This window comes from Vibrio sp. TRT 1302 (assembly GCF_050113875.1).
Lineage (GTDB): Bacteria > Pseudomonadota > Gammaproteobacteria > Enterobacterales > Vibrionaceae > Vibrio.
This window is the reverse complement of the sequence record NZ_JBNJOF010000002.1, coordinates 469,138-495,160: the sequence shown is the minus strand read 5'-3', so window position 1 is coordinate 495,160 and position 26,023 is coordinate 469,138. Positions and strand designations below refer to the sequence as shown.

The 26,023-nt window shown below is 46.1% G+C and carries 23 protein-coding genes; 13 read left to right on the top strand and 10 right to left on the bottom strand.

The window, feature by feature from the left end:
- Positions 1-3: 3 nt before the first annotated feature.
- Positions 4-3,894 carry an ATP-dependent RNA helicase HrpA gene (hrpA, locus tag ACQEXP_RS04990; protein WP_426968536.1) on the bottom strand — a complete coding sequence of 1,297 codons (3,891 nt, stop codon included), beginning with the start codon at positions 3,892-3,894 and terminating at the stop codon, positions 4-6.
- Between the two features lie 272 nt (positions 3,895-4,166).
- Positions 4,167-5,492 (bottom strand): MipA/OmpV family protein, encoded by a 1,326-nt coding sequence (locus tag ACQEXP_RS04985; RefSeq protein WP_426968535.1) that lies wholly within the window; start codon positions 5,490-5,492, stop codon positions 4,167-4,169.
- A 118-nt stretch (positions 5,493-5,610) separates the two neighbouring features.
- On the opposite strand from ACQEXP_RS04985, the gene ACQEXP_RS04980 reads away from it, so the two are divergent.
- The 3 genes from ACQEXP_RS04980 to ACQEXP_RS04970 all read left to right on the top strand — a co-directional run bounded on the left by ACQEXP_RS04980 (position 5,611) and on the right by ACQEXP_RS04970 (position 8,408).
- Positions 5,611-5,976, top strand: coding sequence for a hypothetical protein (locus ACQEXP_RS04980; protein WP_269375911.1), 366 nt, complete (start codon positions 5,611-5,613; stop codon positions 5,974-5,976).
- 3 nt (positions 5,977-5,979) lie between these two features.
- A complete protein-coding gene (locus ACQEXP_RS04975) occupies positions 5,980-7,881 on the top strand; it encodes an alkaline phosphatase D family protein (RefSeq protein ID WP_426968533.1) in 1,902 nt (633 codons plus the stop codon).
- A 77-nt stretch (positions 7,882-7,958) separates the two neighbouring features.
- The gene (locus ACQEXP_RS04970) at positions 7,959-8,408 is read left to right on the top strand and encodes a TerB family tellurite resistance protein (RefSeq protein WP_426968532.1); all 450 of its coding nucleotides are present in this window, start codon (positions 7,959-7,961) and stop codon (positions 8,406-8,408) included.
- A 30-nt stretch (positions 8,409-8,438) separates the two neighbouring features.
- Here ACQEXP_RS04970 and ACQEXP_RS04965 read toward each other — a convergent pair whose 3' ends face one another.
- Positions 8,439-8,969, bottom strand: a complete 531-nt coding sequence (locus ACQEXP_RS04965; protein WP_426968531.1) for an exonuclease domain-containing protein — start codon at positions 8,967-8,969, stop codon at positions 8,439-8,441.
- An 88-nt stretch (positions 8,970-9,057) separates the two neighbouring features.
- On the bottom strand, positions 9,058-10,587 hold the full coding sequence (locus ACQEXP_RS04960; RefSeq protein ID WP_426968529.1) for a sensor domain-containing diguanylate cyclase: 1,530 nt from the start codon (positions 10,585-10,587) through the stop codon (positions 9,058-9,060).
- A gap of 325 nt (positions 10,588-10,912) precedes the next feature.
- Between ACQEXP_RS04960 and ACQEXP_RS04955 the strand changes: the two genes are divergently transcribed.
- From ACQEXP_RS04955 to ACQEXP_RS04925, 7 genes are all read left to right on the top strand, one after another.
- Entirely contained in the window at positions 10,913-11,545 is a 633-nt protein-coding gene (locus ACQEXP_RS04955; protein ID WP_269375915.1) for a DUF2760 domain-containing protein, read from the top strand.
- Positions 11,545-13,473, top strand: coding sequence for an Hsp70 family protein (locus tag ACQEXP_RS04950; protein ID WP_426968527.1), 1,929 nt, complete (start codon positions 11,545-11,547; stop codon positions 13,471-13,473). Before ACQEXP_RS04955 ends, ACQEXP_RS04950 begins: the two co-directional genes overlap by 1 nt.
- Positions 13,474-13,534: 61 nt before the next feature.
- Positions 13,535-16,357: an Hsp70 family protein gene (locus tag ACQEXP_RS04945; protein ID WP_426968526.1), complete on the top strand. Its 2,823-nt coding sequence runs from the start codon at positions 13,535-13,537 to the stop codon at positions 16,355-16,357.
- Positions 16,358-16,461: 104 nt separating this feature from the next.
- Positions 16,462-16,728: a hypothetical protein gene (locus tag ACQEXP_RS04940; RefSeq protein WP_269375918.1), complete on the top strand. Its 267-nt coding sequence runs from the start codon at positions 16,462-16,464 to the stop codon at positions 16,726-16,728.
- 56 nt (positions 16,729-16,784) lie between these two features.
- Entirely contained in the window at positions 16,785-17,654 is an 870-nt protein-coding gene (locus tag ACQEXP_RS04935; protein WP_426968524.1) for a DMT family transporter, read from the top strand.
- A 194-nt stretch (positions 17,655-17,848) separates the two neighbouring features.
- Entirely contained in the window at positions 17,849-18,133 is a 285-nt protein-coding gene (locus ACQEXP_RS04930; protein ID WP_426968522.1) for a hypothetical protein, read from the top strand.
- A gap of 76 nt (positions 18,134-18,209) precedes the next feature.
- Entirely contained in the window at positions 18,210-18,809 is a 600-nt protein-coding gene (locus tag ACQEXP_RS04925) for a thiol:disulfide interchange protein DsbA/DsbL (protein ID WP_269375921.1), read from the top strand.
- Between the two features lie 63 nt (positions 18,810-18,872).
- Here the strand turns inward: ACQEXP_RS04925 and ACQEXP_RS04920 are convergent, their stop codons facing one another.
- Positions 18,873-19,052, bottom strand: a complete 180-nt coding sequence (locus tag ACQEXP_RS04920; RefSeq protein ID WP_138973277.1) for a hypothetical protein — start codon at positions 19,050-19,052, stop codon at positions 18,873-18,875.
- Between the two features lie 118 nt (positions 19,053-19,170).
- Here ACQEXP_RS04920 and ACQEXP_RS04915 point away from each other — a divergent pair, with 118 nt between their 5' ends.
- On the top strand, positions 19,171-19,860 hold the full coding sequence (locus ACQEXP_RS04915; protein ID WP_426968519.1) for a DNA-3-methyladenine glycosylase I: 690 nt from the start codon (positions 19,171-19,173) through the stop codon (positions 19,858-19,860).
- Here ACQEXP_RS04915 and ACQEXP_RS04910 read toward each other — a convergent pair.
- Both ACQEXP_RS04910 and ACQEXP_RS04905 read right to left on the bottom strand, forming a co-directional pair.
- Positions 19,804-20,400, bottom strand: coding sequence for a GNAT family N-acetyltransferase (locus tag ACQEXP_RS04910; protein WP_426968517.1), 597 nt, complete (start codon positions 20,398-20,400; stop codon positions 19,804-19,806). The two genes, ACQEXP_RS04915 and ACQEXP_RS04910, sit on opposite strands and share 57 nt — an antisense overlap.
- A gap of 54 nt (positions 20,401-20,454) precedes the next feature.
- A complete protein-coding gene (locus tag ACQEXP_RS04905; protein ID WP_426968515.1) occupies positions 20,455-20,916 on the bottom strand; it encodes a MarR family winged helix-turn-helix transcriptional regulator in 462 nt (153 codons plus the stop codon).
- Positions 20,917-21,026: 110 nt separating this feature from the next.
- Here ACQEXP_RS04905 and ACQEXP_RS04900 point away from each other — a divergent pair, with 110 nt between their 5' ends.
- Complete coding sequence (locus ACQEXP_RS04900) at positions 21,027-21,449, top strand: organic hydroperoxide resistance protein (RefSeq protein WP_269375925.1); 423 nt, start codon at positions 21,027-21,029, stop codon at positions 21,447-21,449.
- Positions 21,450-21,507: 58 nt separating this feature from the next.
- Here ACQEXP_RS04900 and metE read toward each other — a convergent pair whose 3' ends face one another.
- Positions 21,508-23,793, bottom strand: coding sequence for a 5-methyltetrahydropteroyltriglutamate--homocysteine S-methyltransferase (metE, locus tag ACQEXP_RS04895; protein ID WP_426968513.1), 2,286 nt, complete (start codon positions 23,791-23,793; stop codon positions 21,508-21,510).
- A gap of 277 nt (positions 23,794-24,070) precedes the next feature.
- On the opposite strand from metE, the gene ACQEXP_RS04890 reads away from it, so the two are divergent.
- The gene (locus ACQEXP_RS04890) at positions 24,071-24,982 is read left to right on the top strand and encodes a LysR substrate-binding domain-containing protein (protein ID WP_269375927.1); all 912 of its coding nucleotides are present in this window, start codon (positions 24,071-24,073) and stop codon (positions 24,980-24,982) included.
- A gap of 36 nt (positions 24,983-25,018) precedes the next feature.
- Here the strand turns inward: ACQEXP_RS04890 and ACQEXP_RS04885 are convergent, their stop codons facing one another.
- Complete coding sequence (locus tag ACQEXP_RS04885; protein WP_426968511.1) at positions 25,019-25,219, bottom strand: DUF4250 domain-containing protein; 201 nt, start codon at positions 25,217-25,219, stop codon at positions 25,019-25,021.
- A gap of 98 nt (positions 25,220-25,317) precedes the next feature.
- A complete protein-coding gene (locus tag ACQEXP_RS04880; RefSeq protein ID WP_269375928.1) occupies positions 25,318-25,998 on the bottom strand; it encodes a hypothetical protein in 681 nt (226 codons plus the stop codon).
- Positions 25,999-26,023 lie beyond the last annotated feature (25 nt).

Here is a 26,023-nt window from a genome sequence, read left to right as displayed (position 1 = left end):
TACCTAACAGGCATCAATTGCCATTTTAACTCGTTTGTCCGATACCGGATATGGCGTACCAAGTTGCTGAGCAAAGAAACTCACCCTTAATTCCTCTAACATCCAACGCACTTCTTTGACGTTATCAGGTACGGCAACACCCTTAGGTATCTTGTTAAGCAGCTCTTTGTAATCATTGGTGACCGACTCTATCTTGAGCATGTGCAAACGATCTTTGTTAGGGTCGATCGGCAGTTTTTCCATCCGACGCTCAATGGCCTTCATATAGCGAAGAATATCGGGTAGACGTTTCCAACCACATTCTGTCGCAAAACCTTTGAAGATTAACCCTTCAATTTGCGCTTTAATGTCAGACAGGGCAAAAGCCATCGTAAAATCAATCTTGCCTTTCAGCTTCTTATTGATATTAAAAGCAGTTGTCAAAATTGTCTCAACTTGCTGAGCAATTTCTACCACAGTGTCACCTAATTCAGCGCGTACATGCTCTTTTAGCTGTTCGAACTGTTCTGGCTCCCACACCAAACCACCTTTCTCTTCTATCAACTTATCAACACCACAAGCGATACAGTCATCGATGAGATCGAGAACTTTACCGTAAGGGTTGAAGTACAAACCGAGCTTCGATTTGTTTGGCAAGTTGGTGTGCAGATATTTAATCGGTGACGGTACGTTTAACAATATCAAACGGCGCTGACCGGCTTTCATCGCTGAAATTTGCTCATACTCGGTTTCGTATAGCTTGATTTCGACGCTGTCTTTGCTGTCAACAATTGCTGGGTAAGCTTTAACGTCATAACCACCACGTTTCTGCTGATAAACTTTCGGTAGCTCGCCAAAGCTCCAAGTGTGCAAACCCTGCTGCTCAATATCATCGTCAGCCACTTTTGAAAGGGTTTCCTGCACCTTATCTTTTAAGCTCTCTTTGAGTTCATGAAGGTTACGATGCTCTTTGAGCTTGCGGTTGCGATGATCAACGGCACGGAAAGTCACCTTCAAGTGGTCTGGAACTTGCTCTAGATTCCAATCTTCGCGAAGTACTTCTACCCCCGTCATTCGACGTAACTCTTTCTCCAATGAATCGAGCAATGGCGCCTCAAAAGGCGTCGAACGTGCTAAAAATGCATCAGCGTAGTTAGGGGCTGGTACAAAGTTCTTACGGATAGTCTTCGGTAACGACTTGATGAGGCTGACCACCAACTCATGACGTAAGCCAGGAATTTGCCAATCAAAACCCGCTGGTTCTACTTGGTTTAATATTGGCAGCGGCAGATGAACCGTTACACCGTCGTTATCTTCGCCAGGCTCAAACTGATAACTTAGTTTGAGTTTTAACCCATTCTGGTGCCAGAAGTTAGGGTAATCCAGATCGGTGACATGACTGGCATCGCCTTTAAATAGCATCTCTTTTTCAAAATTCAGTAGCTCTGAATTTTGTTTCGATGCTTTCTTCCACCAAGTATCAAAATGTTTGCCAGACACAACTTCGGTGCCCACGCGCTGATCGTAGAAATCAAACAGTTCATCATCGTCAACCAGAATGTCACGACGACGAGATTTGTGTTCGAGCTCTTCAACTTCCTGCAATAACTTACGGTTTTGCTTGAAGAAAGCATGTTTGGTTTCCCACTCTCCTTCCACTAAAGCACTGCGAATAAAGAGTTCACGGCTGACTACTGGATCAATGTTGCCGTAGTTAACCAAACGCTTTGGTACGATAGGTACGCCGTAAAGCATCACTTTTTCGTGAGCCATTACCGCAGCGCGTTTCTTCGACCAATGTGGTTCGCTGTAACTGCGTTTAATTAGGTGCTTCGCTAAAGGCTCAATCCACTCTGGCTGAATCTTGGCGATAATACGACCCCATAGCTTGGAGGTCTCGACCAGCTCTGCCGACATGATCCATTTCGGCTGTTTTTTAAACAGACCTGAGGCTGGAAAAATATGAAAACGAGCGTTACGTGCGCCTTGATAATCGTTTTTCTCTTGGTCTTTCATACCAATGTGAGAAAGCAAACCAACTAAAATCGCACTGTGCACACCTTGGTAGCTCGCCGGTTCGTCATTGAGTTTAAAGTCCATTTCACGCATTGATTGATGGACTTGGAAGTAGACATCCTGCCATTCACGAACACGTAAGTAGTTCAAATAATCTTGCTTGCACTGTTTGCGGAACTGATTGCCCGTCAATGCCTTTTGTTGCTTCTGAATGTAATCCCAAAGGTTTACCAAAGTCATGAAATCTGAATCTTCATGGAAGAAGCGACGGTGCTTGTCATCCGAAGATTGTTGCTTGTCACTTGGACGCTCACGAGGATCTTGGATCGACAGCGCGGACGCTATGATCATCAGCTCCTTAAGTGCACCATATTTAGGCGCTTCAAGTACCATGCGTGCCAAGCGCGGATCGATAGGCAATCTGGCTAATTGGCGTCCAATCGGCGTCAGACGTTTTTTCGGGTCTTTCGCTTTTTCATTGATCGCACCCAACTCTTCCAGCAAACGAACACCATCTTGGACATTTCGCTTATCTGGCGCTTCGACAAATGGGAAAGCTTCAATATCACCCAGTCCCAGTGCCGTCATTTGCAGGATAACTGAAGCTAGGTTTGTACGTAGGATTTCTGGATCCGTAAACTCTGGACGAGCATTAAAATCCTCTTCTGAATACAAACGGATACAGATCCCTTCCTCAACACGACCACATCGACCTTTACGCTGATTGGCACTTGCTTGAGAAACTGGCTCAATTGGAAGACGCTGTACCTTAGTTCGGTAACTATAACGACTGATACGCGCGGTACCAGGGTCAATCACGTATTTAATACCTGGTACCGTCAATGATGTTTCGGCTACGTTGGTTGCCAACACAATTCGACGCCCAGCATGTGGCTGAAAAATCTTGTTCTGTTCACCAGCTGACAATCTCGCATACAAAGGCACAATTTCTGTGCTCTTTAGATTGCGTTTTGCTAACGCATCAGCGGTATCACGGATTTCACGTTCACCGTTCATAAAGATCAGGATATCACCCAGACCCTCTTCACAAAGCTCGTCAACCGCATCAAAAATGCCCTGCAATTGGTCACGGTCAACATCGTCATCACCAAAAAGTGGACGGTAGCGTGTTTCAACAGGGTAAGTACGCCCCGAAACTTCGATGATCGGTGCGTTACCAAAATGCTTAGAGAATCGCTCCGGATCGATCGTTGCAGACGTGATAATAATCTTTAAATCCGGACGACGCGGTAACAGCTCTTTGAGGTAGCCTAGAATAAAATCGATGTTTAGACTGCGTTCATGCGCTTCATCGATAATGATGGTGTCATACTGGTTCAGAAAACGGTCATGCTGAATTTCAGCCAGTAGAATACCGTCCGTCATTAACTTGATCTGTGTATTGTCCGAGATTTGGTCGTTAAAACGAACTTTATAACCCACAAACTCACCGAGCTGCGTTTCCATCTCTTCTGCAATACGACTGGCGACAGAGCGCGCCGCAAGACGTCGAGGCTGCGTATGACCAATCAGACCATATTTTCCACGCCCGAGTTCGGCACAAATTTTTGGCAGCTGTGTCGTTTTTCCTGAACCGGTCTCACCTGCTACGATCACTACCTGATTCTCTGCTATCGCTTTCGCAATATCGTCTTTTTTCTGGCTGACGGGGAGGATTTCAGGGTATTCGATTGTCGGTGAGCTATGCCCTCGCTGCTCTGCTTCCATCATAGACTTGGCAATATCAAGCGCAATCTCATCAAATACGGCAGAACGTGAGGCGTCATTCTTAATTTTACTGGCACCCGAAATACGCTTACTCAAACGGAAGCGGTCGCGCAGCATGCACTCATTTAGGGCTTTACGTAACGTGGCTGCGCTATTTGTTGATGCAGTCATGTTGGTCTCTTTTTTTGGCTGTGACGAAGTCAAAGCATTTCCTATTTTTATTTCTCATTCAAAAGCGTGCGAATTGTATCACACAACTTAACGTCAGGCTTACACCACTCTGTTCTGCAAACATGTTAGCGTCTAAACAGAGGTACTGTTATACGAGTAAACCGTTCCAAAGAAGCACTCTCATGGGCTCGTTAGAGTTTTAATGGCGAGGAAAACCGAGCGACATCACTGCCGCTCGGTTTTGAGAGTTTGACCAACCTAATCGGCTTGGATCAAAAATCAATCTGGACGTAGATGGAATTGTAGTTACTGCCACCCTTGATGCGTCCGTATTGAGATGCTTTTTCAAAAATCGCGCTGCGATGATGCAAAGAGTATCCGACCCAAACTTTATCGAAATCGCGGCTATTGAACAGATCCCCAACATTGACATCAAAAGAAAAATCAAGATAGTTCAAATAGTTACTAGGTGTATAACCTTTCGACTTCATCTCTTCATGTTCGATGTAAGTAAAACTGTCGATATAAGAGATACCCTCTGCGAAACCAAAGCGCCATTTGGTTGGCCAGTCAACGGTGTAATACGCCTTAATCGCCGCAACATATTCAGTGGCTGACGATTGAACGTCTGATGACCAATGGTGAACGATACCCGGCGTGAAATAGATATCAAGCGGAACGCCAAAGATCTCATCGGTTAATGGGTGTCCATAAAACAACGAAGTCAGTTGGTTATTATAGGGATCTTTCTCGGTGTTAAATTTCATAATCTCACCGATATTGGATGGCGTAGCCCAACCATTTGCAACCCTGAAATAACGCTTGTTGGTTAGCTCGGATTTTGGCGCTTTGCTCTTGTCATTAAAGAATCCAAAGCCAAGATATACTTCACCTTGATATCGGTCGTTAATGGCAGAAGCGTTATAAGCATTATTATCGAGACGCGTGACACTGGTCGCGCCAAGCAAGTACAAGTTTGAGTAAACATGGTAGCGCGCACTTACCCCAAGGTTAACATCCACCCCTGCGCCGATTTGTTCATTCGTCAGGCTCGAAAAGGCGTAATACTCGCTGTTAAAATCAGCACCTTTATAGCGCACAGTGAGATGGGGCTCCAACTCCCAATCGCCAAATTCATAATACCCAGAGGCCGTGAGGTTGGCATGAATACGAGAATCTGAATCAGACATCAGTTCGCTATCCAGTTGCCACTGCTCGTCGATTTGGTATCTCAGTTGAGCACCAAAATCGAAGGTATCTCCTTGGAGAGCATTTTGTGCCGACGCTGGAATATCGACAAAACGTAAGCGCATTAAACCATTCAACTGGTAACGCTCATCGTCCGACGTGTAAAGATAAGCACCACCTTCAAGTCCGTTGACGAAAAAATGGTCATTATTAAAGTACATCAGGGGAACAAACGTGCTGACGGTCTGATCCTCACTCTGAGTATTAAAAGGAATCGACGCCATTCGATACACTGCTGCTATACCCCAATCTTGTTCTCCGATTGAAGCATCTTGGCTTGCGAGCAGTTGCATTGATGTCATGCTGCTAGCCATGGCGGTTAGGGCAATGAGACGTTTATTAAATGTCATTATTGGTCCAAAAGTGACGAAGAGAGCCAAAATCTAACTAAACATCGCAGTTAATACTTATGTTTCTTCGTCATTCGTCGTTAAAATATGTATATATGATCCACTAAATCAAAATATTGTGAAAGCATCTGAACTAAAAAGTTTATTAAATTCACTGCCAGAAGGGAGTGATCCAGACATCGTAACAGGTGAGATCTGGCTACCAGAGCGCCTGATTGATACGTCACAAGATGGCGAAATGATGTTTTTGCATTTCGACTCAGCACCAGAAGAGACTCAGGGAGAAGAGGAAGGTCGCGGTTTTGTCGAACATGAAGTCGCCATGATCCGCCATCGCTTTGAACAAATTCTTGAAGAAAGTTCGGACACGAAAACGAAAGCAGATGCCATGCTGGCTCTTTTTCTCATGGGTCATGAACTTTCCAGCTCAGACATCATCGAAATACTGGAAGACCCTGAAGTCCCTGAGCCACCCACTGAGTAGTCAATGAATAGTAAGTTACCCTTTGTCATCGCAGGCCCTATATTAAGAAAAACAACCGCCAACGAATTGGTGTTTTGGCTGGTTACCAGTGAACCACTGCAAGGCAAATTTGAACTCAATTTAGAACCGAGCCAAGGTCAAATTTACAGCCAAGACCTCGAGCAATGTAACCAGTTACCGCTTGGTACGCACTGCTATGTCACCTTGGCACACTTCCGAGGCCAATTTCCGACCGATGTTGCCCTTAGCTACCAGTTTGTGACGCAGTATGGCGCAATAACGGAACTTTGCCCCTATCTGCTGTACGAGGATGAAGCCTCACTAACATTTCGTATCTCAACCAAAGCTGACTATATACTTCATGGTTCTTGCCGTAATCCTCACCATCCAAGCAAAGACGCACTCGTTGCGGCGGATAAAAAAGTCGCGACTCAAGAGTTGCAACAACGTCCTGACTTGCTAATGATGAGTGGTGATCAAATCTACGCAGACCATGTTGCTGGCCCAACGCTGGATGCCATTATTCAAACCATTCAACTTCTCGGCTTACCAGACGAGCGCTTCGAAGGCGCGCCTTTCTCCTCGAGCGAGCAGTTGTTTGCACACCCAAACTGCTATTATTCGAGAGACAAACTCCTCCCGCACTATGTTGACGACGGTCATTGGTTAACCAAACTGTTGCCACATCGAAACGCGCCAATATTCAGTTCTCGCGAAGCAGAGAATCATCTGGTTACCTTCTCTGAGTTCTTCGCGATGTATCTGTTGGTTTGGTCACCCGCTCTTTGGAATTGCGTCAATATGGATCGCTTGCTCGACGCAGGATTTGTACATGGTGGCCAATCAATATCACCAAAATTTCAACAGAAGTGGCGTGAGGAAAAAGCGATCATAAGCCAATTTGTCACTGGCTTACCTATGGTACAAAGATTGTTCGCCCACATCCCTACCTACATGATTTTCGACGACCACGATGTCACCGATGACTGGAACCTCACTATCGGATGGGAAAAGGCGGCGTACAGCCACCCTCTTTCAAACCGGATCATTGGAAATGGGTTAATTGCTTACTGGCTCTGCCAAGGCTGGGGAAACGAGCCTGACAACTTCAACCAAGAGTTTCTTGATGTGGCGAATCGCTTTATCCAACAACCTGATTGCCACGCACAAGATGATTTTATCCGCTATCTATATACTTTTGAACGCTGGCATTACACCATTCACAGTTCCCCAAAAGTTGTCGTGTTGGATACCAGAACTCGACGCTGGCGGTCCGAATCTCGAATGAACAAACCTTCCGGATTGATGGATTGGGAAGCCTTGATCGAGTTTCAACATGAGCTAATGCATCAAGATAAGGTCGTAGTGGTGTCGGCTGCGCCAATGTTTGGCGTTAAAGTGATCGAAGCTTTGCAGAAAGCAGCCACCGTGATTGGACAACCTTTGGTGATTGATGCGGAAAACTGGATGGCGCACCCAGGAAGTGCGAACACACTACTCAGTATCTTTACTCACACCAAAACACCGACCAATTTTGTGATTCTGTCGGGTGATGTTCACTACTCCTTTGCTTACGACATCAAACTAAGGTTTCGACGTAACAGTCCAAACATATACCAAATCACCTGCAGCGGTTTTAAAAATCAATTTCCAGAACCTCTGCTGGCCATCTGCGATCATGCCGACCGTTTACTCTATTCCCCGCGCTCACCGCTAAACTTTCTCACCAAACGTAAGCGGCTAAAAATCAAGAAGCGCGATCCAGAGACTCCAGGAACACGTAGATTAGTTAACACCAGCGCAATTGGTGAGTTGAAACTTGATCATCATGGCAAACCATCGCGAGTTTCGATTTTGACCGCAGAAGGCGTTGAATGGGACTTTCCTCCGATAAAGGAAAAGTAAGGTTTATGTAAAGTGACTTGTTATTGCAGCTATTCATCACTATCTATAGCTGTAGAGACGAATTTGAGGCAACGACTATGTTGAATTCCATTACCCAACTCTTTAAACAACTCCTTGATGGTCAAGATCTGGGACACGCTAAAACAGGCGAGCCAAATCTGGCTATCGCTTCTCTGCTGTGCGAGGTTGCCGGTGCCGATCATCAGGTCAGTGAACAAGAAAAAATAGCCAAGAGACACCTGCTCGAAAAACTTCTCGCTATTGATGAAAATCAGGCAATAAGTCTGCTCGCGCGAGCGGAGCAAAACAGCAGAGAGGCTTCATCACTCTATGAATTCACCTCTCAACTCAGAGAACTGAGCCAAGAAAAACGTTTTGATTTGATACAAGCGATGTGGCAAGTGGCGAACGCCGATGGAGAAATCGATCCATTAGAAGACTCAGTGATTCGAAAAACAGCCGAGTTACTCTACGTTGACCACAGTGAATTTATTCGCGCCAAGTTGTCGGTCACTGACCAAAAATAGAAAAGGGAGCGTGAGCTCCCTTCGTTTTTATCACAGCATTGTCAGTGCCAGCTTAGCTAAGTTGTACGCGTCTACGTAACCAGAGTGCTGACGACCTTCCCACTCAATACCTTTGCTTTCTTGAGCGGCTTTATGACCAATTCTCTTATCTTTCAAGCGGTTTTGAATCCGATATAGAGTGGCAAGGTTGATGAATTCATTGAAGGGCATATCAATCCCTTTTGTTTTGCACTCCGCACGCAACACGCGATCATCTCGCCCCCAAGCTGCGTATATCTTATTTGTGCCACCAAAGTTTTTCACCATCGACTTAATCACTTCACTAAGCGGACGCCCTTGCTTCTCTATTTTTCGCGGTGTAATTCCGGTCAATTGAGAACAGAACAGCGACACTTCATCGTGCTCAGGTTTAACGTAGTACTGAGCTCTCTTAACAATTTCACCGCTAGCAAGATCAATTTCTGCAAGCCCGACTTCAATAATTTCGCCAGTGGTACCGACACCGTTTTCATTCCAACAGCACATTTCCAAATCGAAACAAACAACACGGTTATGGTTCATGGTTCGCCTTTGTTGACAATATTGTGAAAGCGCAAAATTCTACATCAGAAATTTGAAAAACTCGACTGCTTAGCCGTTGAGTGTTCAGTTATTCCGCGATTGATACACAATTACGGCCAGTCTGTTTACTCTTGTACAATTGTGCGTCAGAGGCTTGCATTATGCTCTCCTCGTCTTCGTGACGTCTAATTGCTGCGCCAATACTCAATGTACAACGAATCTTTTGTCCACCATGGGTATGCACAAGTTCAGCGACTGCACAACGAATTACATTCAGATAATCTCTTAACTGATCTTTGTTCGTGACTTTAGAAAGAATACAAAACTCATCGCCGCCCATACGTACAAAAATATCTTCTTTAATCAGATGTTGTTGAATCAGTTTCGCTACGCACACGAGCATTTCGTCACCTGCAACATGACCAAAGTGATCATTGATTAACTTAAATCTATCAATGTCAAAGGTGATCAGGGCAAAGCTCTGATTGGTTTTGACCAGCTCACGTAAATACTGGTTAAACGCTCTACGGTTATAAATACCCGTTAAAGAGTCATGCACAACAAGGAACTGTAGCTCCTGAGTTCGCTCATCGAGAAGTACCGCTAAGTGCTCTTTGTCTCTCACCAGCAAATAGACGATAAAACTCAACAGACAAGCAATCGTTAGGCCTGAAAGAAAGATAGCGGCGAGTACCAAAGAGTCATTGCGGGTAACCTGCCTGTCGAGTTTAAAATCGACTAGCCATTCGCGATTGGGCAACACCACTCGCTTAGTGATCTCGATACCTTGGGTGTGGTCCCAGTTCGGGCTACGGTAGAGGATAGGATCATCTTCGGCATCAAACCCCATGTCCGTAACCTGTACTAATAAGTCCTGTTCCGTTGCGGTTCTTACCACAATCGATTCAAAGTACTTGGTTGAACGTATGACACCGATTACCACACCAATCAGCTGCTCTTCGTTTTCTAAGTCGAACACTGGGTGATAAACAAGGAGACCCGATTTCACAATACTCCTGTCAAGACCATCTTGTAGCAAACGAACTTTATCCGATACGCTTGGCTCGCCTTTCATCGTAATGTTATTCAGTACGCGTTGAAAGCGCTCGCGCGACGAGTAGTAACCTAATACACGGATGTTTTCTGGGCTGCGAGGGTAAACATCAGACGCGGTGTAGACAGGCTGGTTATCCGTCATGATATAGCCCGTCGTTTTCTCACCATCTTTGGGCACTGTGTAAATATTGAAATCAGGGAATGTTTTCCGAACCTGTTCAATATGATTGGGAATATCCTGCTTCTCGACACGTTGCATCCACTGCAAAGCGATCAGCGTTGGTGAAGACGAGACGACTCGATCAGCAAAAACCGGAAATCTGTCCCAATCCTGAGGTTCCGTAGAATGAAAAAAGTTCGCCCCAGCACCGATAAAATGGAGATCACTCTCAACGACTTGTTGGAGATTTTCTGCTTGCTGATCAGCCAGTTTATCGACTAACGAGATGGTATATTTCAGTTGTGACTGATACGCAAAGTAAACCGCATAAAATGCAACGAACAGAGAAAAGAGAAATGTAAAGAAAGGATAAAGGAAGTGCTTTTTATTTAGTCGTTGCATAACGCATTTTATGTTTACTGCTTTGTCGAAATATCGGTCACATTGTAGCCCTATCCAATTGATGACTTAAAGCGCAATCAACAATTTGATATGAAACAATTTACGTTTCGTGGCGCATGCCTCTTTTTGCGGCAAAATTCGGTCAAAAACAGACCAAACGGTGACGAAAATTCCTGATAAGACCTGTTTTACTAGCCGAATGGCGACTTGATTATGTTACTATCTGCCCCAATTTATCAGAATAACGTGGTTCTCGTTCCAAGCTGAGAACCAAAGCAGAGATTGAGCCAATCTCTCCTTTCATTAAATAGTTAAGAGAAATGTCATGACGTTCGATTTACAAATGATCCCTCAAACGTTCGATATGCTTCACGCAGGCCTCGCTGCATCAAGCGTTTTACTTCTTCTTATTGCGGTATCTCGCAAATCTAAAGTGATCGAGAAAGTGGTTGAGAAGCCAGTTGAAAAAATCGTCGAAGTCGAAAAACCTGTCGAAAAGATCGTTGAAGTTGAAAAAGTCGTTGAAGTAGAAAAAATCGTCGAGAAAGTCGTCGAAGTAGAATCAAAACTTGCAACCGCTTCAACCGACTCGGCGATGCAACTCCTTGCGCTAATGCAGCAAGAAGCACGATTGATTGATTTCCTCAAAGAAGACCTGACTTCATTCTCAGATGAAGAAGTCGGCGCAGCCGCTCGTGTTATCCACACAGGTGGCCAGAAAGTGCTTAGTGACTACGTCACACTAGAACATATTCGCAATGAAGACGAAGAGACACGAATCACGATTGAAGAAGGTTTCAATCCACAACAAGTTCGCCTTACAGGTAACGTAACGGGCAATGCACCATTCCATGGCACACTCGTTCACAAAGGCTGGAAAGCAAGTGCGATGAATCTGCCAAAGCTGGCGGAGAACTATGACGCAACAGTTATTGCTCCTGCAGAGGTAGAGCTGTAATGGAAACGCAAAGCATTGCTCAACAACCGACTCAAGAACCGCTTGCTAAGTTTAGTGTGGGTATCGACTTAGGTACCACGCACTGTGTGCTATCTTACGTCGATACAACCGATGAAAACGCGCGTGTTGAAGTCATGGCGATTCCACAGTTAACCGCACCTGGCACCGTGGAAAATCGTAACCAGTTGGGCTCGTTCCTATATCAGCCTCATGAGCACGAGATGAACCCTGTGTCTCGAGTCCTTCCATGGACATCGGAGCCAACCGCGCTCGTAGGTGCCATTGCGCGAAATCTAGGCTCAAAAACACCGATTCGTTTGATTGCTAGCGCAAAATCTTGGCTGTGTCACGGTGGTGTAAACCGACGCGACGCTTTCCTACCCGCGGGCAGCCCAGAAGAGGTTGAAAAAGTGTCACCTCTGCGAGCGACTGAGCTCTATTTGGAGCATCTAAAACAAGCGTGGGATTACAGCAATCCAAATCATCCACTTGCCGAGCAAGACGTTACCATCACCGTACCGGCATCATTTGACCCAGCGGCACGTGATTTGACCGCTGAAGCGGCTCGCAACGTTGGATTTGTCCACCTTACTTTACTTGAAGAGCCTCAGGCAGCGTTGTACAACTGGATTGATAACAGTAATGACAAGTGGCGCGATGAGGTTTCTGTTGGCGATATCGTACTGGTTATCGATATCGGTGGTGGTACAACCGACCTTTCTTTGGTTGAAGTGACTGAGGATGAAGGCAATCTCACCCTGAATCGTATCGCGGTTGGCGAACATATACTTCTTGGCGGTGACAACATGGATCTCGCCCTCGCCTATCGCTTGAAAATGAAACTAGCTCAAGAAGGGAAAGAACTTCAGCCGTGGCAAGTTCAAGCGATGACACACGCTTGTCGTGACGCAAAAGAGGCCCTTCTCAACGATGGCGAGCTACAGTCGGTCCCGATTGTGGTACCTAGCCGTGGCTCTAAGCTGCTAGGCGCAACTCTAAAAACTGAGCTGACACAGCAGGAAGTTCAACAAACTCTTGTTGATGGATTTTTCCCTAAAGTGGCGGTCACTGAACAACCTGTACAGCGTAACCGTGGTGCTCTAACTCAGATGGGTCTGCCTTACGCTCAGGATGCAGGTATCACACGCCACATCGCAGCCTTTTTAACCAAACAGGCCAATGCTCAAAACGGTGAGAATCCGGCTCAAGAGTTCAATCCTTTTGCCAATATGCCTGGCATGGGTGGCAGTGCTCAACCATCGAGTGATTTTATTAAGCCTACTGCTATCTTGTTTAATGGTGGTGTACTTAAATCTAATTTGCTCGCTCACCGTCTTGAAGAGACCATCAATGAGTGGTTGATTGATGCTGACAGTGAAATGGCAAAACGACTCACTGGCGTTGACCTAGATCTTGCGGTTGCAAGTGGTGCCTCTTACTATGGCGCTGTTCGTCGTGGTCAGGGCGTACGTATCCGTGGCGGTATTGCTTCAAGCTACTATGTGGGTATCGAAAGTGCGATGCCAGCCATTCCTGGTATGGCTCCACCAATGGAAGCATTATGTGTTGCACCCTTTGGCATGGAAGAAGGCTCTCAAGTTAATGTCCCAAGTCAGGAATTTGGCCTGATCATTGGTCAGCCTGTCAACTTCCAGTTCTTTGGCTCGACGGTTCGCCGCGACGATGAGGCAGGAACACATCTTGACCACTGGGCACCAGAAGAGCTAGAAGAGCTACCAGAAATTCAGGTAACACTACCCGTCACCGAAGGTCGCCGTGAAGGCGAAGTCGTGCCGGTTACCCTAGCCTCACGCGTTACTGAGCTCGGCACGCTATACCTAGAAGCTATCGCTGCCGACAACGGCCAAAAATGGCATGTAGAGTTTGACGTGCGCGAAGACGCAAGCTCGAATACACAATCACTATAAAAATTTAAGCGGCACCTTTTGGTGCCGCTTTTCCTTATCTCGTAAACAAGGGTTTTGTTCTATGGCATCGCCTCGTTTTTTAGTCGGTATCGATTTAGGTACAACCAATACGGTTGTCGCATTCTGTGAAATTACTGACGACCTACAACATTCCAACGTGTCCCTGTTCGACATTGACCAGCTTATCGGTCCTGGCGAAGTGGTTAGAAAGCCGCTGCTTCCCTCTTTTCGTTACCATCCCGCACAAGGGCAGATATCTCCGCTTGATTTGACATTACCTTGGGACGAACAACCCGTTGCTGGCGATATTCCCCATGTCATTATCGGCGAATGGGCTCGTGAACTGGGCGCCAAAGTGGAAGGCCGTCAGGTCTCAAGTGCTAAAAGCTGGTTATCACACCAAGCGGTCGATCGCCGCTCTGATATTCTTCCTTGGGCAGGGGCAGCAGATGTCGACAAAGTATCGCCGGTCATCGCCAGTGCCAGCTATCTCAACCATATCCGACAAGCATGGAACTACCGTCATCCAAGTAATAAGCTGGAAGACCAAGATGTGGTCGTAACCGTTCCTGCATCATTTGACGAAACCGCGCGTAAGCTGACCCTCGAAGCCGCTCAACTGGCCGGACTGGACAAGATCGTCTTACTCGAAGAGCCTCAAGCCGTTTGCTACGATTGGTATGCACGCCACCAGCACAGCGCTGCCGATGAATTGAAACAGCTCCCCTTGATATTGGTGTGTGATGTTGGCGGTGGTACTACCGATTTGAGTTTAATCGAAGCTCGCTTCAGCCCCGATGCCGACAATGACGAAGCGCTCAATCTCGATCGTATCGGCGTTGGTGAGCATCTAATGCTGGGGGGCGATAACCTCGATCTTGCTCTAGCTCACTTAGCAGAACAGCGATTCAGCCAAAGTAAGAAACTCAATGCAGCTAGCTTGACCAAGCTTATTCAGCAAACACGCAAAGCAAAAGAAAACCTGCTTTCTTCTGATGCGCCTGAAGAAGTTAAGATTACTATGTTGGGTAGTGGTTCCAAGCTGCTTGGCGGCACCAAAAGTATTGCACTCAGCAAAGAGGAAGTTCACCAAATCGCTCTCGATGGTTTCTTCCCTCTGTCCAACTTTAACCAGACACCAGATAAGAGACGAAGCGCAGTTGTCGAGTTTGGCCTGCCTTATGTCGCCGATCCTGCTGTTAGTAAACACATCGCTGAATTCCTAAATCAACACCAGCAAGTTTCCTATGCCGCACTTAACCAGCAAGATGAATCCCAACCGGCTATCCCTGTAGGACTTCTACTCAACGGGGGTGTTTTCAACAGTGAACTCGTGACTGAACGTGTGACTAGCCTTCTCAACAACTGGCGAGGTTCGGCAGTTACTGTGCTCGATAACCCTCATCCTGACTGGTCTGTCGCACTGGGTGCTGTCGCCTTTGGCAAAGCGCGCCGTGGCGCTCAGTTAAAGATTGGAGGTGGTGCAGCCCGCTCTTACTTTTTGCATCTGCAAGAAAAGAACAAAATGGGCAAAGCATTATGTCTATTAGCGAAGGGAACGGAAGAAGGGCATGAAATACGCTTAAGCGGACGCCGCTTCTCTCTCACTTTGGGCGAACCTGTTCGCTTCAATCTGCTTACCACGACTCACGATACACTTGCTAACAAAACGGCCATCCAGAACGGCGTTATGGTCGATGTCGATCCTGACCTATTTGCACCTCTCCCCCCTTATATCTCTACTTTGCAAGGAGAAGGGGTTGAGCTTCAGGCTAACCAGAAAGAGCGTGTTGAAGTGCAATTGGCTTGCCAGTTGACGGAAGTAGGCACGCTTAAAATGGAGTGCGTTCATACTGAAGACGACACCAAGCGCTGGGCGCTTGAATTCGAAGTCCGTAATCAAAAAGCCGAGCAAGACCAGCAGCAAGCACTGCATCCTCGATTGAATGAATGCAAAGAGCTGATTGCTCGCATCTACAGTGGTAATAAAAAAAGCGCCGAGTCGAATGAGATTAAGACGCTTGCGAAAGATTTAGAGAAAAAACTGGGTAAGCGCGACGATTGGGACTTCACCACGCTGCGTCAGTTGTTTGATTCCTTTGCACTCGGCCGTAAACGTCGACGTCGATCAGAGCAACACGAGAAAAACTGGCTTCGTCTCGCGGGTTTTGCGATGCGACCTGGCTTTGGCGATGCCACTGACTCTTGGCGGATCGAGCAAGTATGGGGACTCTACCAGCAAGGTATTCAATTCAAAAACCATCAGGGATGGACTGACTGGTGGGTATTCTGGCGTCGCATCGCTGGTGGATTAAACCAAGAGCAGCAGGAAACGATTTTAGCAGACATTGCAAAATACCTTCATCCTGGTGCGATGAAGAACCCTCAATCAGCGAAAGCAGCACAGGATATGGGCTATGAGTCTATGGTTCGCTTGTCAGCCTCTCTTGAGCATCTTGAGGTCGAAGATAAGGTTTTGCTTGCGTCATGGTTTTTAAGCAAGGCCATCAACTTCAACCAGTTTGAACAGGCTCACTGGTGGGCACTAGGTCGACTCGCATCACGTACTCCCCTGTATGGCAGCCAACACGCCGTCATTGCTCGCGAGCAAGTGGAACAGTGGTTACCTAAATTGCTTGAACAAAACTGGCAGAAAGAACCAATGATCGCTTTTGCTGCGGTGATGATTTGCCGCAAGACGGGCGACCGCCTATTCGATATTAGCGACGATGTCCGAGCTCAAGTGGTAGCGAAGCTAAAACAGAGTAAGGTTCCCGACTCATGGCTCCTTCTGGTTGAAGAGGTCAAGGAGTTGTCCGACAGTGAATCCAAACGAGTATTCGGTGACGCACTTCCAAGTGGTCTGACACTCGTTCACCACTAACCGGATTGCAGACAGCCTTTATGCTTGGCTGTCTGCATCAAACATTCCTCTAGCCAGTGACTGAAATTACTCGTAATATCTTCTTTTTACTACGTAAACAGCGCATGAAAAAAGAGAACTTAATCGGCTTAGTCACTGCCTTAGTTAGCCTGTTGGCACTTATCTATCTGCTTGCGGGCGATTCGCACTTTCCGATCATTCAATGGCCTTATCAAGCGCTTCAGGGACTGGTCTTCTCCTTTGTATGGGGATTCGGTGTTTCCGCCAGTGTCGGTTACGCTTATTCCATTTTACTCACACTCGGTGTGTGCATCATTTTCTTCGCTATCGGGCATAAGTTGACGCGCATCCTCACAAGCAGTAGGAAGTAGACGCTTTTTACATTTTAACTAAGGAGAGTAATATCGTTATTCGATCAGCCACATGGATGCTTGGCACCTTGTTCTCTTTCTGCTTGATGGCCGTTGGCGCAAGAGAGTTAAGTGGGCAGCTCGGTACTTTTCAGGTTTTGTTTTTCCGTGGTTTGATAGCACTAACGATCATATCAATCGTCATCTTAGTCACTCAGCAACAGCACTTAATTTATACCAAGCGGCTAAAGCTTCATACGGTTCGGAATCTCTTTCACTTCGCAGGTCAATACGGGTGGTTTATTGGCATTGGATTACTTCCTCTTGCTCAAGTATTTGCCATTGAATTTACCGTCCCTCTGTGGACAGCGATTATTGCTGCACTATTTTTAGCAGAGCAACTCACCAAGCGTAAACTCGTCGCTATGACTTTGGGATTTGCTGGCGTGCTTTTCATCGTCAAACCAGGATTTGAAATCGTGACTCCCGCGGCATTAATCGTGCTTGCGTCGGCCGTTTGCTACGCCGTATCTCACTCATCAACAAAATCCCTTGCCCGCACAGAGCACCCCCTAACGATATTGTTTTTGATGTGTTTAATTCAGTTACCAGTGAGTTTCTCACTCGCCGTTCCTTATTGGCAATTTCCCGTAGGCAGCCAATGGCTTTGGCTTGCCATTATTGGGGTGACAGCACTCTCCGCCCACTACTGTATGACCAAAGCACTTCAATTAGCCGATGTTTCCATCGTAGTAACGATGGATTTTTTGCGTTTACCTGTTATCGCTCTGGTAGGCGTTGTTCTCTATGCAGAAGAATTCCAAATCTCACTTCTGGCTGGCGCATTACTGATGTTAGCGGGCAATCTGATCAACCTATACCAAGCCAAACATCCCTCTCATGCACAAAGATTGTCTCTCAGTGAGCGTTTACGTAACCGAACTTAACCTATTGAATAAGTTCCGTATTTTTTGTCGGGATGTTAACTCCACCCCAACCTAGGTCAAGGGAGATTTCTATTGCTGAGAAAATCCGTTAAGCTTCACACCATCAGTTAATTAGGATCAAATTGTTGTTGGTTAGTCGCTCTATCACGATCGCATTCATCGTTACATTGGCTCTGCTCTTAAGCAGCGCTATCGTGAGCGTGCAAGCTAGCGAATCTAACGCTGAATCAACATTTTTATCCTTAGACAGCAGTAAAAACCACTATCAGATCCACCCTGTTCAATGCCCTAAACTAGGGAGCTATAGCCAAGCTTCCGGTCATCATTGCTGTGCTTCAATCTGCCTGCTCAAGTTACCAACGACGCAGTCTATTTCTATCGGTGTTCAAGAAATACCGATGCTGACCCCTCGCTATCTTGATGATATTGGCAAGGCTATCACGCGTTCAAAAACCTTATTTCGTCCTCCTATCGCTTAAACCTAGATTCAATTTTCCTGCCTCTCACTGTTAGGCAATCTATCTATTTACTTATTGAATTCATTAGGAATAAGCAATGAAAAAAATATTATTCTTCTTCACTACTTTGATATTTTCGCTTGCAGTAAATGCTGCGCAATTTGAACAAGGCACTCACTACAAAGTGTTGGAAGAACCAAAATCATCAACCCCGAAAGTAACCGAGTTCTTCTCCTTCTACTGCCCGCATTGTTACAACTTCGAGCCCGTGATTAACCAGTTGAAAGCGAGCCTTCCCGAGGACACAAAGCTAGAAAAAGTACACGTTGCCTTCATGGGGAACGACATGGCTGTGCCTATGGCAAAATCATACGCCACTATGGTTGCACTAGATGCCGAGGAAACCATGGTCCCCGCTATGTTTAAGCAGATCCATGAACTGAAAGCTCCTCCTAAAGATGAGCAAGCTCTTCGCCAAGTGTTTGTTGACAATGGTATCGCTGGTGAAAAATTCGATTCTGCGTATAACAGTTTCGTCGTTAATTCAATGCAACGTGGCTTTGATAAACAGTTCAACAAGAGCACGCTAACTGGCGTGCCAGGGGTTGTGGTCAACAATAAGTATCTCGTTAAAACAGAACAGATCGGCAGCTTCGAAGAGTACAGCCAGTTGGTCAACTACCTACTCACACTTTAAACTTGAAAATATAAGCGAAAGCCAGAGCGACACTGCTCTGGCTTTTTCGCTTTCAACGCCCCGCTAGCAGCGTCCTTTCTTAGCTTGACCTGGCGGACAGAAGGTTGAATTTGAGTCGGAGCTTGATGATGACTCTTTATTCGAAACCTTAACTTCAACATCGCGATACTCACCTTCGACACGGTTAATTTGGCAACCAGAAACAAAAATACTCACCGCAAGCGTTAGCCATAAATTTTTCATTCTTTGAACTCCTATTTTTTGCGCAGACTTTAATGCCTTGTGGCGCTACTATGTCATTGAGCGGTTAACTTGTGTTTTGCTCTGGTCAGAAGCGCATTTATTAAAGGAGAAGATCACATTGGCTTTGGAAAAATTTGATGACATTTACCATCGAGCGGCTCAGCGTAAAGGTGGTGAACGGCAATTGGAATCCTTGCTATCTCGCCCGTTATCTGCCGAGCAACTGCGGCAAATCGGTGATGACCGTTGGTTGTCTGCATTAAGTATGAAGGTGTTTCAGAGTGGCATCTCTTGGAAAGTAGTCCGCAATAAATGGCCCAACTTCGAGCAAGCATTCTTTGGTTTTAAAATTGAGCCCTTATTGATGCTGTCTGATGAGCAATGGGACAATAAAGCCGCAGATCCAAGCATCATTCGCCATCACGCTAAAGTCAGGTCGATACAGGCCAATGCGCAAATGATTCATGAGGCAGCATTGGAGCATGGTACGTTCGCAAACATGGTCGCTGACTGGCCGAGTGAAGATATCACTGGTCTATGGAGTTATCTCAAAAAGCACGGTAATCGATTGGGAGGAAATACTGGCCCCTACAGCTTACGCCAAATGGGAGTGGATACTTTTATTTTATCGGGTGATGTCGAAAGTTATTTACGCAACTTCAAAATCATTGAAGGTGGACGGGATACAAAGCGCTCACTCCAAGCTGCCAACCTAGCCTTTTGTCACTGGCAACAAGAGAGTGGTCGCAGCTTAACCGAGATCAGTCAGACCATCGCCTACAGTACTGGTGACAATCGAATCAGTTAGTCGCCACTGTTCACGCGTCATTCTATATAGGCAATGGCGCTTAAGCTCATGACCAGCCGGCAATTTCGGGTGGTCAAAATCTTGCCCAGTGTTGAGCATACCTATTTTTTCCATCACTCTTTGCGAGGGAAAATTAGTCAAAGCCGTAAATGAATAAACCTGTTCAAGGTTAAGTTGCCTGAACGCATAATCTAACGCCGCACAAGCCGCTTCGGGGGCGTAGCCTTTCCCCCAGTGACGGACATCAAGTCGCCAGCCAATCTCAACCAGTGGTGCATTGGGGATTCCACTATCTTCTGCTTGCTGATGCAGGCCAACGAAGCCGATAAACTCTTGGGTCTGTTTGATCTCCAGCGCCCAAAATCCCCACCCGTTTCGATTGATTAGTTGACGCAAAATGTCTAGCTGCGAATCACTTTGCTCGCTAGTGAGGCGTGAGGGGAAATAGCGCATCACTTGTGGATCTGCATTTAATCGGCGATAGGGCTCTCTATCAGACTCACGCCACTGGCGTAGGATCAGTCGTGATGTTTCTATCATATATTCCTCTTACGAACTCACTATCTTTATCGTTGCCTTAATCACTGAGGAAACCTAATCCTCTAGAGTTTTCAGTACCTTTTCACACAGGTTTTTTAGTACGATGAGTTCTTCAAGTTCGAGTGGGATTTTGCACTTCATTTGTACTGGAATCTGCAATGCTTGCTGCTTTAAATTGGCTCCAGAGTCAGTCAGTTTTAGTACTCGTACTCGTTCATCTTGCTCGCTACGTCCACGTATAACAAACCCTTTGCTTTCTAGGCGTTTAAGAAGCGGCGTTAAGGTACCTGAATCTAGGTGTAATCGACTACCGAGATCCTTAACACTGATACCATCACTCTCCCACAACACCATCATCACCAGATACTGCGAATAGGTAAGCTCTAAGTTTTCAAGTAGTGGCCTATAGGTACGGATCACCGCATTAGCGGCGCTATAAAGTGGAAAACAGATTTGATTGTCGAGTAAAAGACTCTGTTCTGCACTTAATGAATTGTCACTTTCGCAGTAAGACATGATACACCCCAAAAAATAAATTGCGCACAATATACTTGCATTCAACATAACTTTCGATATAAGATTGCTAACAATTAGATTGCACGCAACTTAAATTAAGGATTTTCAGCATGACGACGTTATACCAAACTCAAGCAACAGCATTGGCAGGCCGTAATGGTCAAGTTAAAACAGACGATGGTTTATTGGATTTAGAGCTTTCTTACCCTAAAGAGATGGGCGGTTCCGGTCTTGCCACTAACCCAGAACAATTATTCGCAGCCGGTTACTCTGCCTGTTTTTCTAACGCCATTCTTCACGTTGCGCGAGAAGCAAAAGTTGCCTTGAAATCAGCACCTGTGACAGCTCAAGTGGGTATTGGCCCGAACCAACAAGGTGGTTTTGCATTAACGGTAAGTTTAGCGGCAACGTTAGAGCTACCGCAGGAGCAAGCACTTGAATTAGTGAAAGTGGCTCATCAAGTCTGCCCATATTCAAACGCTGTTCGTGGCAATATTGATGTTGCGGTTTCAGTCAATGGTGAAGCGATTTAAACCAGTTAAAACAATAATGCCGACCTGAGGTCGGCATTATTAGTTTTTAAGGATAATTTTATGACTGGTAGGTTTTTCGCAGCTCCTTAGCAGCAAGAACCATGTTCGCGAGTGACGCTTCCGTCTCTTTCCAGTTACGTGTTTTAAGACCACAATCTGGATTTACCCATAGACGTTGAGCCGGAATTTTATCAGCGGCTTTGTTAATCAAGCCTTCAATCCACTCTTTACTAGGAATGTTAGGCGAGTGAATGTCATACACGCCTGGGCCAATCTCATTCGGGTAATTAAACTCTTCAAATGCTTTCAGAAGCTCCATATTTGAGCGCGACGTTTCAATGGTGATCACGTCGGCATCCAACGCTGCGACAGAATCAATGATTTCGTTAAATTCTGAATAACACATGTGGGTGTGGATCTGAGTCTCTGGTTTGGCACTAGCCGCTGAAATCTTAAACGCATCAACCGCCCATTCAAGATACGCTTTATGGTCACGCTTTTTAAGCGGTAAGCCTTCACGAATTGCAGGCTCATCGATCTGAATAATGTTAATACCCGCCTCTTGTAGATCAGAGACTTCATCACGCAGCGCAAGTGCCAATTGCTCAGCAATCTGTTTACGCGAGATGTCCTCACGCGGAAACGTCCAACATAGAATGGTCACAGGCCCCGTTAACATCCCTTTCATCTGTTTCGATGTTAATGATTGTGCATAAGTCGACCATTCAACGGTAATGGGTTTTTCGCGCTCAATATCGGCAACAACGATGGCCGGCTTAACACAACGTGAACCATAGCTTTGTACCCAACCAAATTGAGTGGTCTGGAAGCCCGCTAGATTCTCAGCAAAGTACTCAACCATATCATTGCGTTCAGCTTCACCGTGTACCAGTACATCAAGATCTAGCGCTTCTTGTCGCTTCACTGCATCAGCGATATGACCTTTTAGCGCTTGGTGGTACTCAGCCTCAGACAGTTTCCCCGTTCGATAAGCGCTGCGTTGTACTCGAATTTCGCTTGTTTGTGGAAACGAGCCTATCGTGGTCGTAGGGAAAAGCGGCAAACCTAAGACTTCACTCTGATGCGCGGCGCGCTCCACATAGGGCGCACTACGCTCTGACAAAGACTTTGTAATCTTATTGAGGCGGGCTTGCACCTGTGGTTTGTTAACGTGCGTCGCGCTCTTACGCGCTTGAATTGGCGCACTGTACGTATCACACGCCAAGATCGCCTCATGATCACCATCTAAAGCTTTACCCAACAAAGCCACTTCCGTCACCTTCTGTTTGGCAAAAGCAAACCAGCTAGCGACCTCATCACTCAGGTTTGACTCTAGCTCTAAGTCAACAGGGCTGTGTAACAGTGAGCATGACGTTGCCACCCAAAGTCTCTCTCCGAGTGTCTCTTTCACTGGTTGCAATAAAGCAAGCTGTGTACTGAGATCGGCACGCCATACATTACGACCATTGACCACACCCGCAGATAAAATCCAGTTTTCTGGTAGATTTTTCGCCACAACATCTAGCTGTTCTGGAGCCGCGGATAAATCGATATGTAAGCCATCTACTTGCAGCTCAGTAATCTTATCAAGCGTATCAACGACCGAATCAAAATAGGTAGTAAGCAATACTTTAACGTCACTACGAATCACCTGATAGGCCAGTTTGAACGAGTCTTGCCATGCTTTATCCAGTTCAAGTGCTAAGATCGGCTCATCGATCTGTACCCACTCAACGCCTTGCTTGGCAAGTTTTGCCAAGATAGCTTGATAAGCCGTTAACAGGCGAGGAAGCAGAGACAAACGGTCAAAACCTTCTTCCACTTCTTTACCTAAGTAGAGGTAGCTCAATGGGCCAAGCAGCACAGGTTTGACGTTGTGACCCGCTTTAACCGCTTCATTCACTTCTTCAAACAGCTGGGGCCAGCTTACTTCAAAACTGTCATCCTTGCTGAACTCAGGTACGATGTAGTGGTAGTTAGTGTTGAACCATTTAGTCATATCTGACGCCGCATGACCGCTACATCCGCAACTTGCCTGAGATTGACCTCGTCCGACCTTAAAAAGTGTATCAAGATCAGGGAATCCGTCTCGATGACGCTTAGGTACATGACCAAGAAGCAAAGTGGTCGTCAGAACGTGGTCATACCAAGCAAAATCCCCTGCCGATACAAAATCCAGCCCAGCCTCTGCTTGGGTCAACCAGTTATTATGACGCAGTGTTGAACCCACTTGTTTCAGTTCAGCCTGATCAATTTCTCCGCGCCAGTATTTTTCGAGTGCAAATTTCAGTTCGCGTTTTTCACCAATTCGCGGGTAGCCAAGAATGTGTGTCGTTGTTGTCATGTCGTGATTCCTTTTGATTCTGTTTCTAGCGTCTGTTTGTGCATTCACAACATCATTAAGATGTCTGGATGGCTAAACTATCTCGCTAAATCTTCACGACAACAATCTCCAAATATTCAACTTGTTTATTAAATTTCTTCATGATGGCGTTTGCCTTATCACAAAGGGCTCATAGAGATTGGAATTTCATTTTTAGCCATCTAGATGTTTACACACCCAAAAAAACAAGCTAGGTTAATATAATTCATGCGAATGACATCTAATCTGAAGGGAATTCATGGTCGAGCTAAAACATCTCCGTACGCTAACAACACTGCGAGACACTGGTTCGCTGACCGCGACTGCCACGACTCTCCATTTAACTCAGTCCGCACTGTCTCATCAGATAAAAGATCTTGAAGCGAGGATTGGTGGTCAACTCTTTCTGCGTAAAACGCGTCCAGTTAAGTTCACCTCCGAAGGCGAGATTTTTTTAAAGCTCGCCGATGAGGTATTACCTCGCGTCGCCAAAGCTGAGAACGAGATAGCCAGTCTCAAAGAGGACGTAAATGGTCGGCTACACATGGCGATTGAGTGCCATTCTTGCTTTCAATGGCTGATGCCTGCGCTCAAGGAGTATCAACTTGCTTGGCCAAGCGTGACGCTCGATTTTTCGTCAGGATTTGGCTTCGAACCATTACCTGCGCTACTCGCAGGCGAGTTGGATTTGGTGATTACCTCCGACATTCAACCAAGATCAGAAGTCCATTACGAGCCTCTATTTGACTTCGAAATGCGGTTGGTGACGTCGATTTCCCATCCCTTGGCACAAAAACCTTCGATTGAGCCACAGGATTTAGCCGATCAAACAATGCTCTCTTATCCTGTTCAGAAGAACCGATTGGATGTCGTTAAACACTTTTTGCACCCCGCCAATGTAGAACCAGCAAAGTGGAAGCAGGCTGACAATACTCTGATGCTGATCCAGATGGTCTCTGCTGGTCTTGGGGTTGCCGCATTGCCTAACTGGGCCATCAGTGAATTTTCGAGACAGGGACTGATTGCCAGCATCCCGCTGGGGAAGGGTTTATGGAGACGGCTATTCGCCGCCATACGGCATTCAGATAGGGATAAGCGTTACCTACAGGCATTTTTTAATACTGCCCGTCTACAATCTCAAAGCCATTTAGACGGTATAAAAACAGTTTAGCGGGAACAAAAAAGGAGGCCTTCGCCTCCTTTATCGTTATCTTTGGTACGATTTAAACTGGTTTGTCAGTGGGTCATAGTTGTAACCTAGCATATCCAGTTTACCTATCACCGCTTCGACATCCATTTCATACATGCTGACTAACTCTTCAAAAGAGTCACATTCCAAGCGCAGCTTTTCGTTGACAATACCTAGTAGAATTATGCTGTCAAAGCTGCCGGCATTACTAAGATCCATCACCCTCTCCTTTTGCACACTCGCTTTCTAAGCCTAGACCTAAACGGAGGGAATTGAAGTGATTTAGCTCTAATCTTTGTCGAAGCAGGCCAACAAACTTACAGCATTAACATTGCTTGGTTTGAGGTCGCTGAAATAAGTAAAAATGCCAGCGCCGTCGCCAGTTGCATTTTATTTATCTCTTTTGACGTCAACATGTGCCAGCACCAAATGACCACCGCGGTAATAAGTAGTGCCAGACCAACCAGTAGCGGCTGAGTAATGTTGGTTAATGTCTCAGCAGGTAAACCAGAAGCCTTGAGCAATAAGGCCAAACTCATCAGCATTGCCGCAACAACACCTGTCACTGGCAATATTCTATGAAACGCCTGTAAGCGAGTACGAGCAATGGTCAGCAGCAGATGAGCCAAGATTGCCCCTAAAAGGAATACTTGGATCAAAACACTCAGGCTGGCAGCGAGAGAACTTTGCGTCGTCACTTCTATACCGACATAGGCTAACGCTAAGCCATTCGCAAGGTACATCACCCAAAGCGGACCTTGATCGCGGGTTTTCTTGGTTTGAACTTGGGTATAAAAGTAAGCAATTGCGAACACAACCATCATGGCTTCAATACGCAATGAAGAGACCGCAAGCCAAAGAATCGCCAAGGTTGGAAGCATTTTATGAATGCGACCTCTTTGACCTGGACAGATATCGCCTTTAACTAAGATCAGTGTGAGAATAAGCTGCGCCCCTAACAACATAGGCGCGAAAACGGCAAGAAGTTGCTGAACCATAGTGTAATTCAATTAAGTGAGTATT

Bases quoted from the DNA above. Each gene is read 5' to 3' on its own strand.
- hrpA (WP_426968536.1), bottom strand. From the start codon at position 3,894: ATGACTGCATCAACAAATAGCGCAGCCACGTTACGTAAAGCCCTAAAT.
- ACQEXP_RS04985 (WP_426968535.1), bottom strand. From the start codon at position 5,492: ATGACATTTAATAAACGTCTCATTGCCCTAACCGCCATGGCTAGCAGC.
- ACQEXP_RS04975 (WP_426968533.1), top strand. From the start codon at position 5,980: ATGAATAGTAAGTTACCCTTTGTCATCGCAGGCCCTATATTAAGAAAA.
- ACQEXP_RS04970 (WP_426968532.1), top strand. From the start codon at position 7,959: ATGTTGAATTCCATTACCCAACTCTTTAAACAACTCCTTGATGGTCAA.
- ACQEXP_RS04965 (WP_426968531.1), bottom strand. From the start codon at position 8,969: ATGAACCATAACCGTGTTGTTTGTTTCGATTTGGAAATGTGCTGTTGG.
- ACQEXP_RS04960 (WP_426968529.1), bottom strand. From the start codon at position 10,587: ATGCAACGACTAAATAAAAAGCACTTCCTTTATCCTTTCTTTACATTT.
- ACQEXP_RS04955 (WP_269375915.1), top strand. From the start codon at position 10,913: ATGACGTTCGATTTACAAATGATCCCTCAAACGTTCGATATGCTTCAC.
- ACQEXP_RS04950 (WP_426968527.1), top strand. From the start codon at position 11,545: ATGGAAACGCAAAGCATTGCTCAACAACCGACTCAAGAACCGCTTGCT.
- ACQEXP_RS04945 (WP_426968526.1), top strand. From the start codon at position 13,535: ATGGCATCGCCTCGTTTTTTAGTCGGTATCGATTTAGGTACAACCAAT.
- ACQEXP_RS04940 (WP_269375918.1), top strand. From the start codon at position 16,462: ATGAAAAAAGAGAACTTAATCGGCTTAGTCACTGCCTTAGTTAGCCTG.
- ACQEXP_RS04935 (WP_426968524.1), top strand. From the start codon at position 16,785: ATGCTTGGCACCTTGTTCTCTTTCTGCTTGATGGCCGTTGGCGCAAGA.
- ACQEXP_RS04925 (WP_269375921.1), top strand. From the start codon at position 18,210: ATGAAAAAAATATTATTCTTCTTCACTACTTTGATATTTTCGCTTGCA.
- ACQEXP_RS04920 (WP_138973277.1), bottom strand. From the start codon at position 19,052: ATGAAAAATTTATGGCTAACGCTTGCGGTGAGTATTTTTGTTTCTGGT.
- ACQEXP_RS04910 (WP_426968517.1), bottom strand. From the start codon at position 20,400: ATGATAGAAACATCACGACTGATCCTACGCCAGTGGCGTGAGTCTGAT.
- ACQEXP_RS04905 (WP_426968515.1), bottom strand. From the start codon at position 20,916: ATGTCTTACTGCGAAAGTGACAATTCATTAAGTGCAGAACAGAGTCTT.
- ACQEXP_RS04900 (WP_269375925.1), top strand. From the start codon at position 21,027: ATGACGACGTTATACCAAACTCAAGCAACAGCATTGGCAGGCCGTAAT.
- metE (WP_426968513.1), bottom strand. From the start codon at position 23,793: ATGACAACAACGACACACATTCTTGGCTACCCGCGAATTGGTGAAAAA.
- ACQEXP_RS04890 (WP_269375927.1), top strand. From the start codon at position 24,071: ATGGTCGAGCTAAAACATCTCCGTACGCTAACAACACTGCGAGACACT.
- ACQEXP_RS04885 (WP_426968511.1), bottom strand. From the start codon at position 25,219: ATGGATCTTAGTAATGCCGGCAGCTTTGACAGCATAATTCTACTAGGT.
- ACQEXP_RS04880 (WP_269375928.1), bottom strand. From the start codon at position 25,998: ATGGTTCAGCAACTTCTTGCCGTTTTCGCGCCTATGTTGTTAGGGGCG.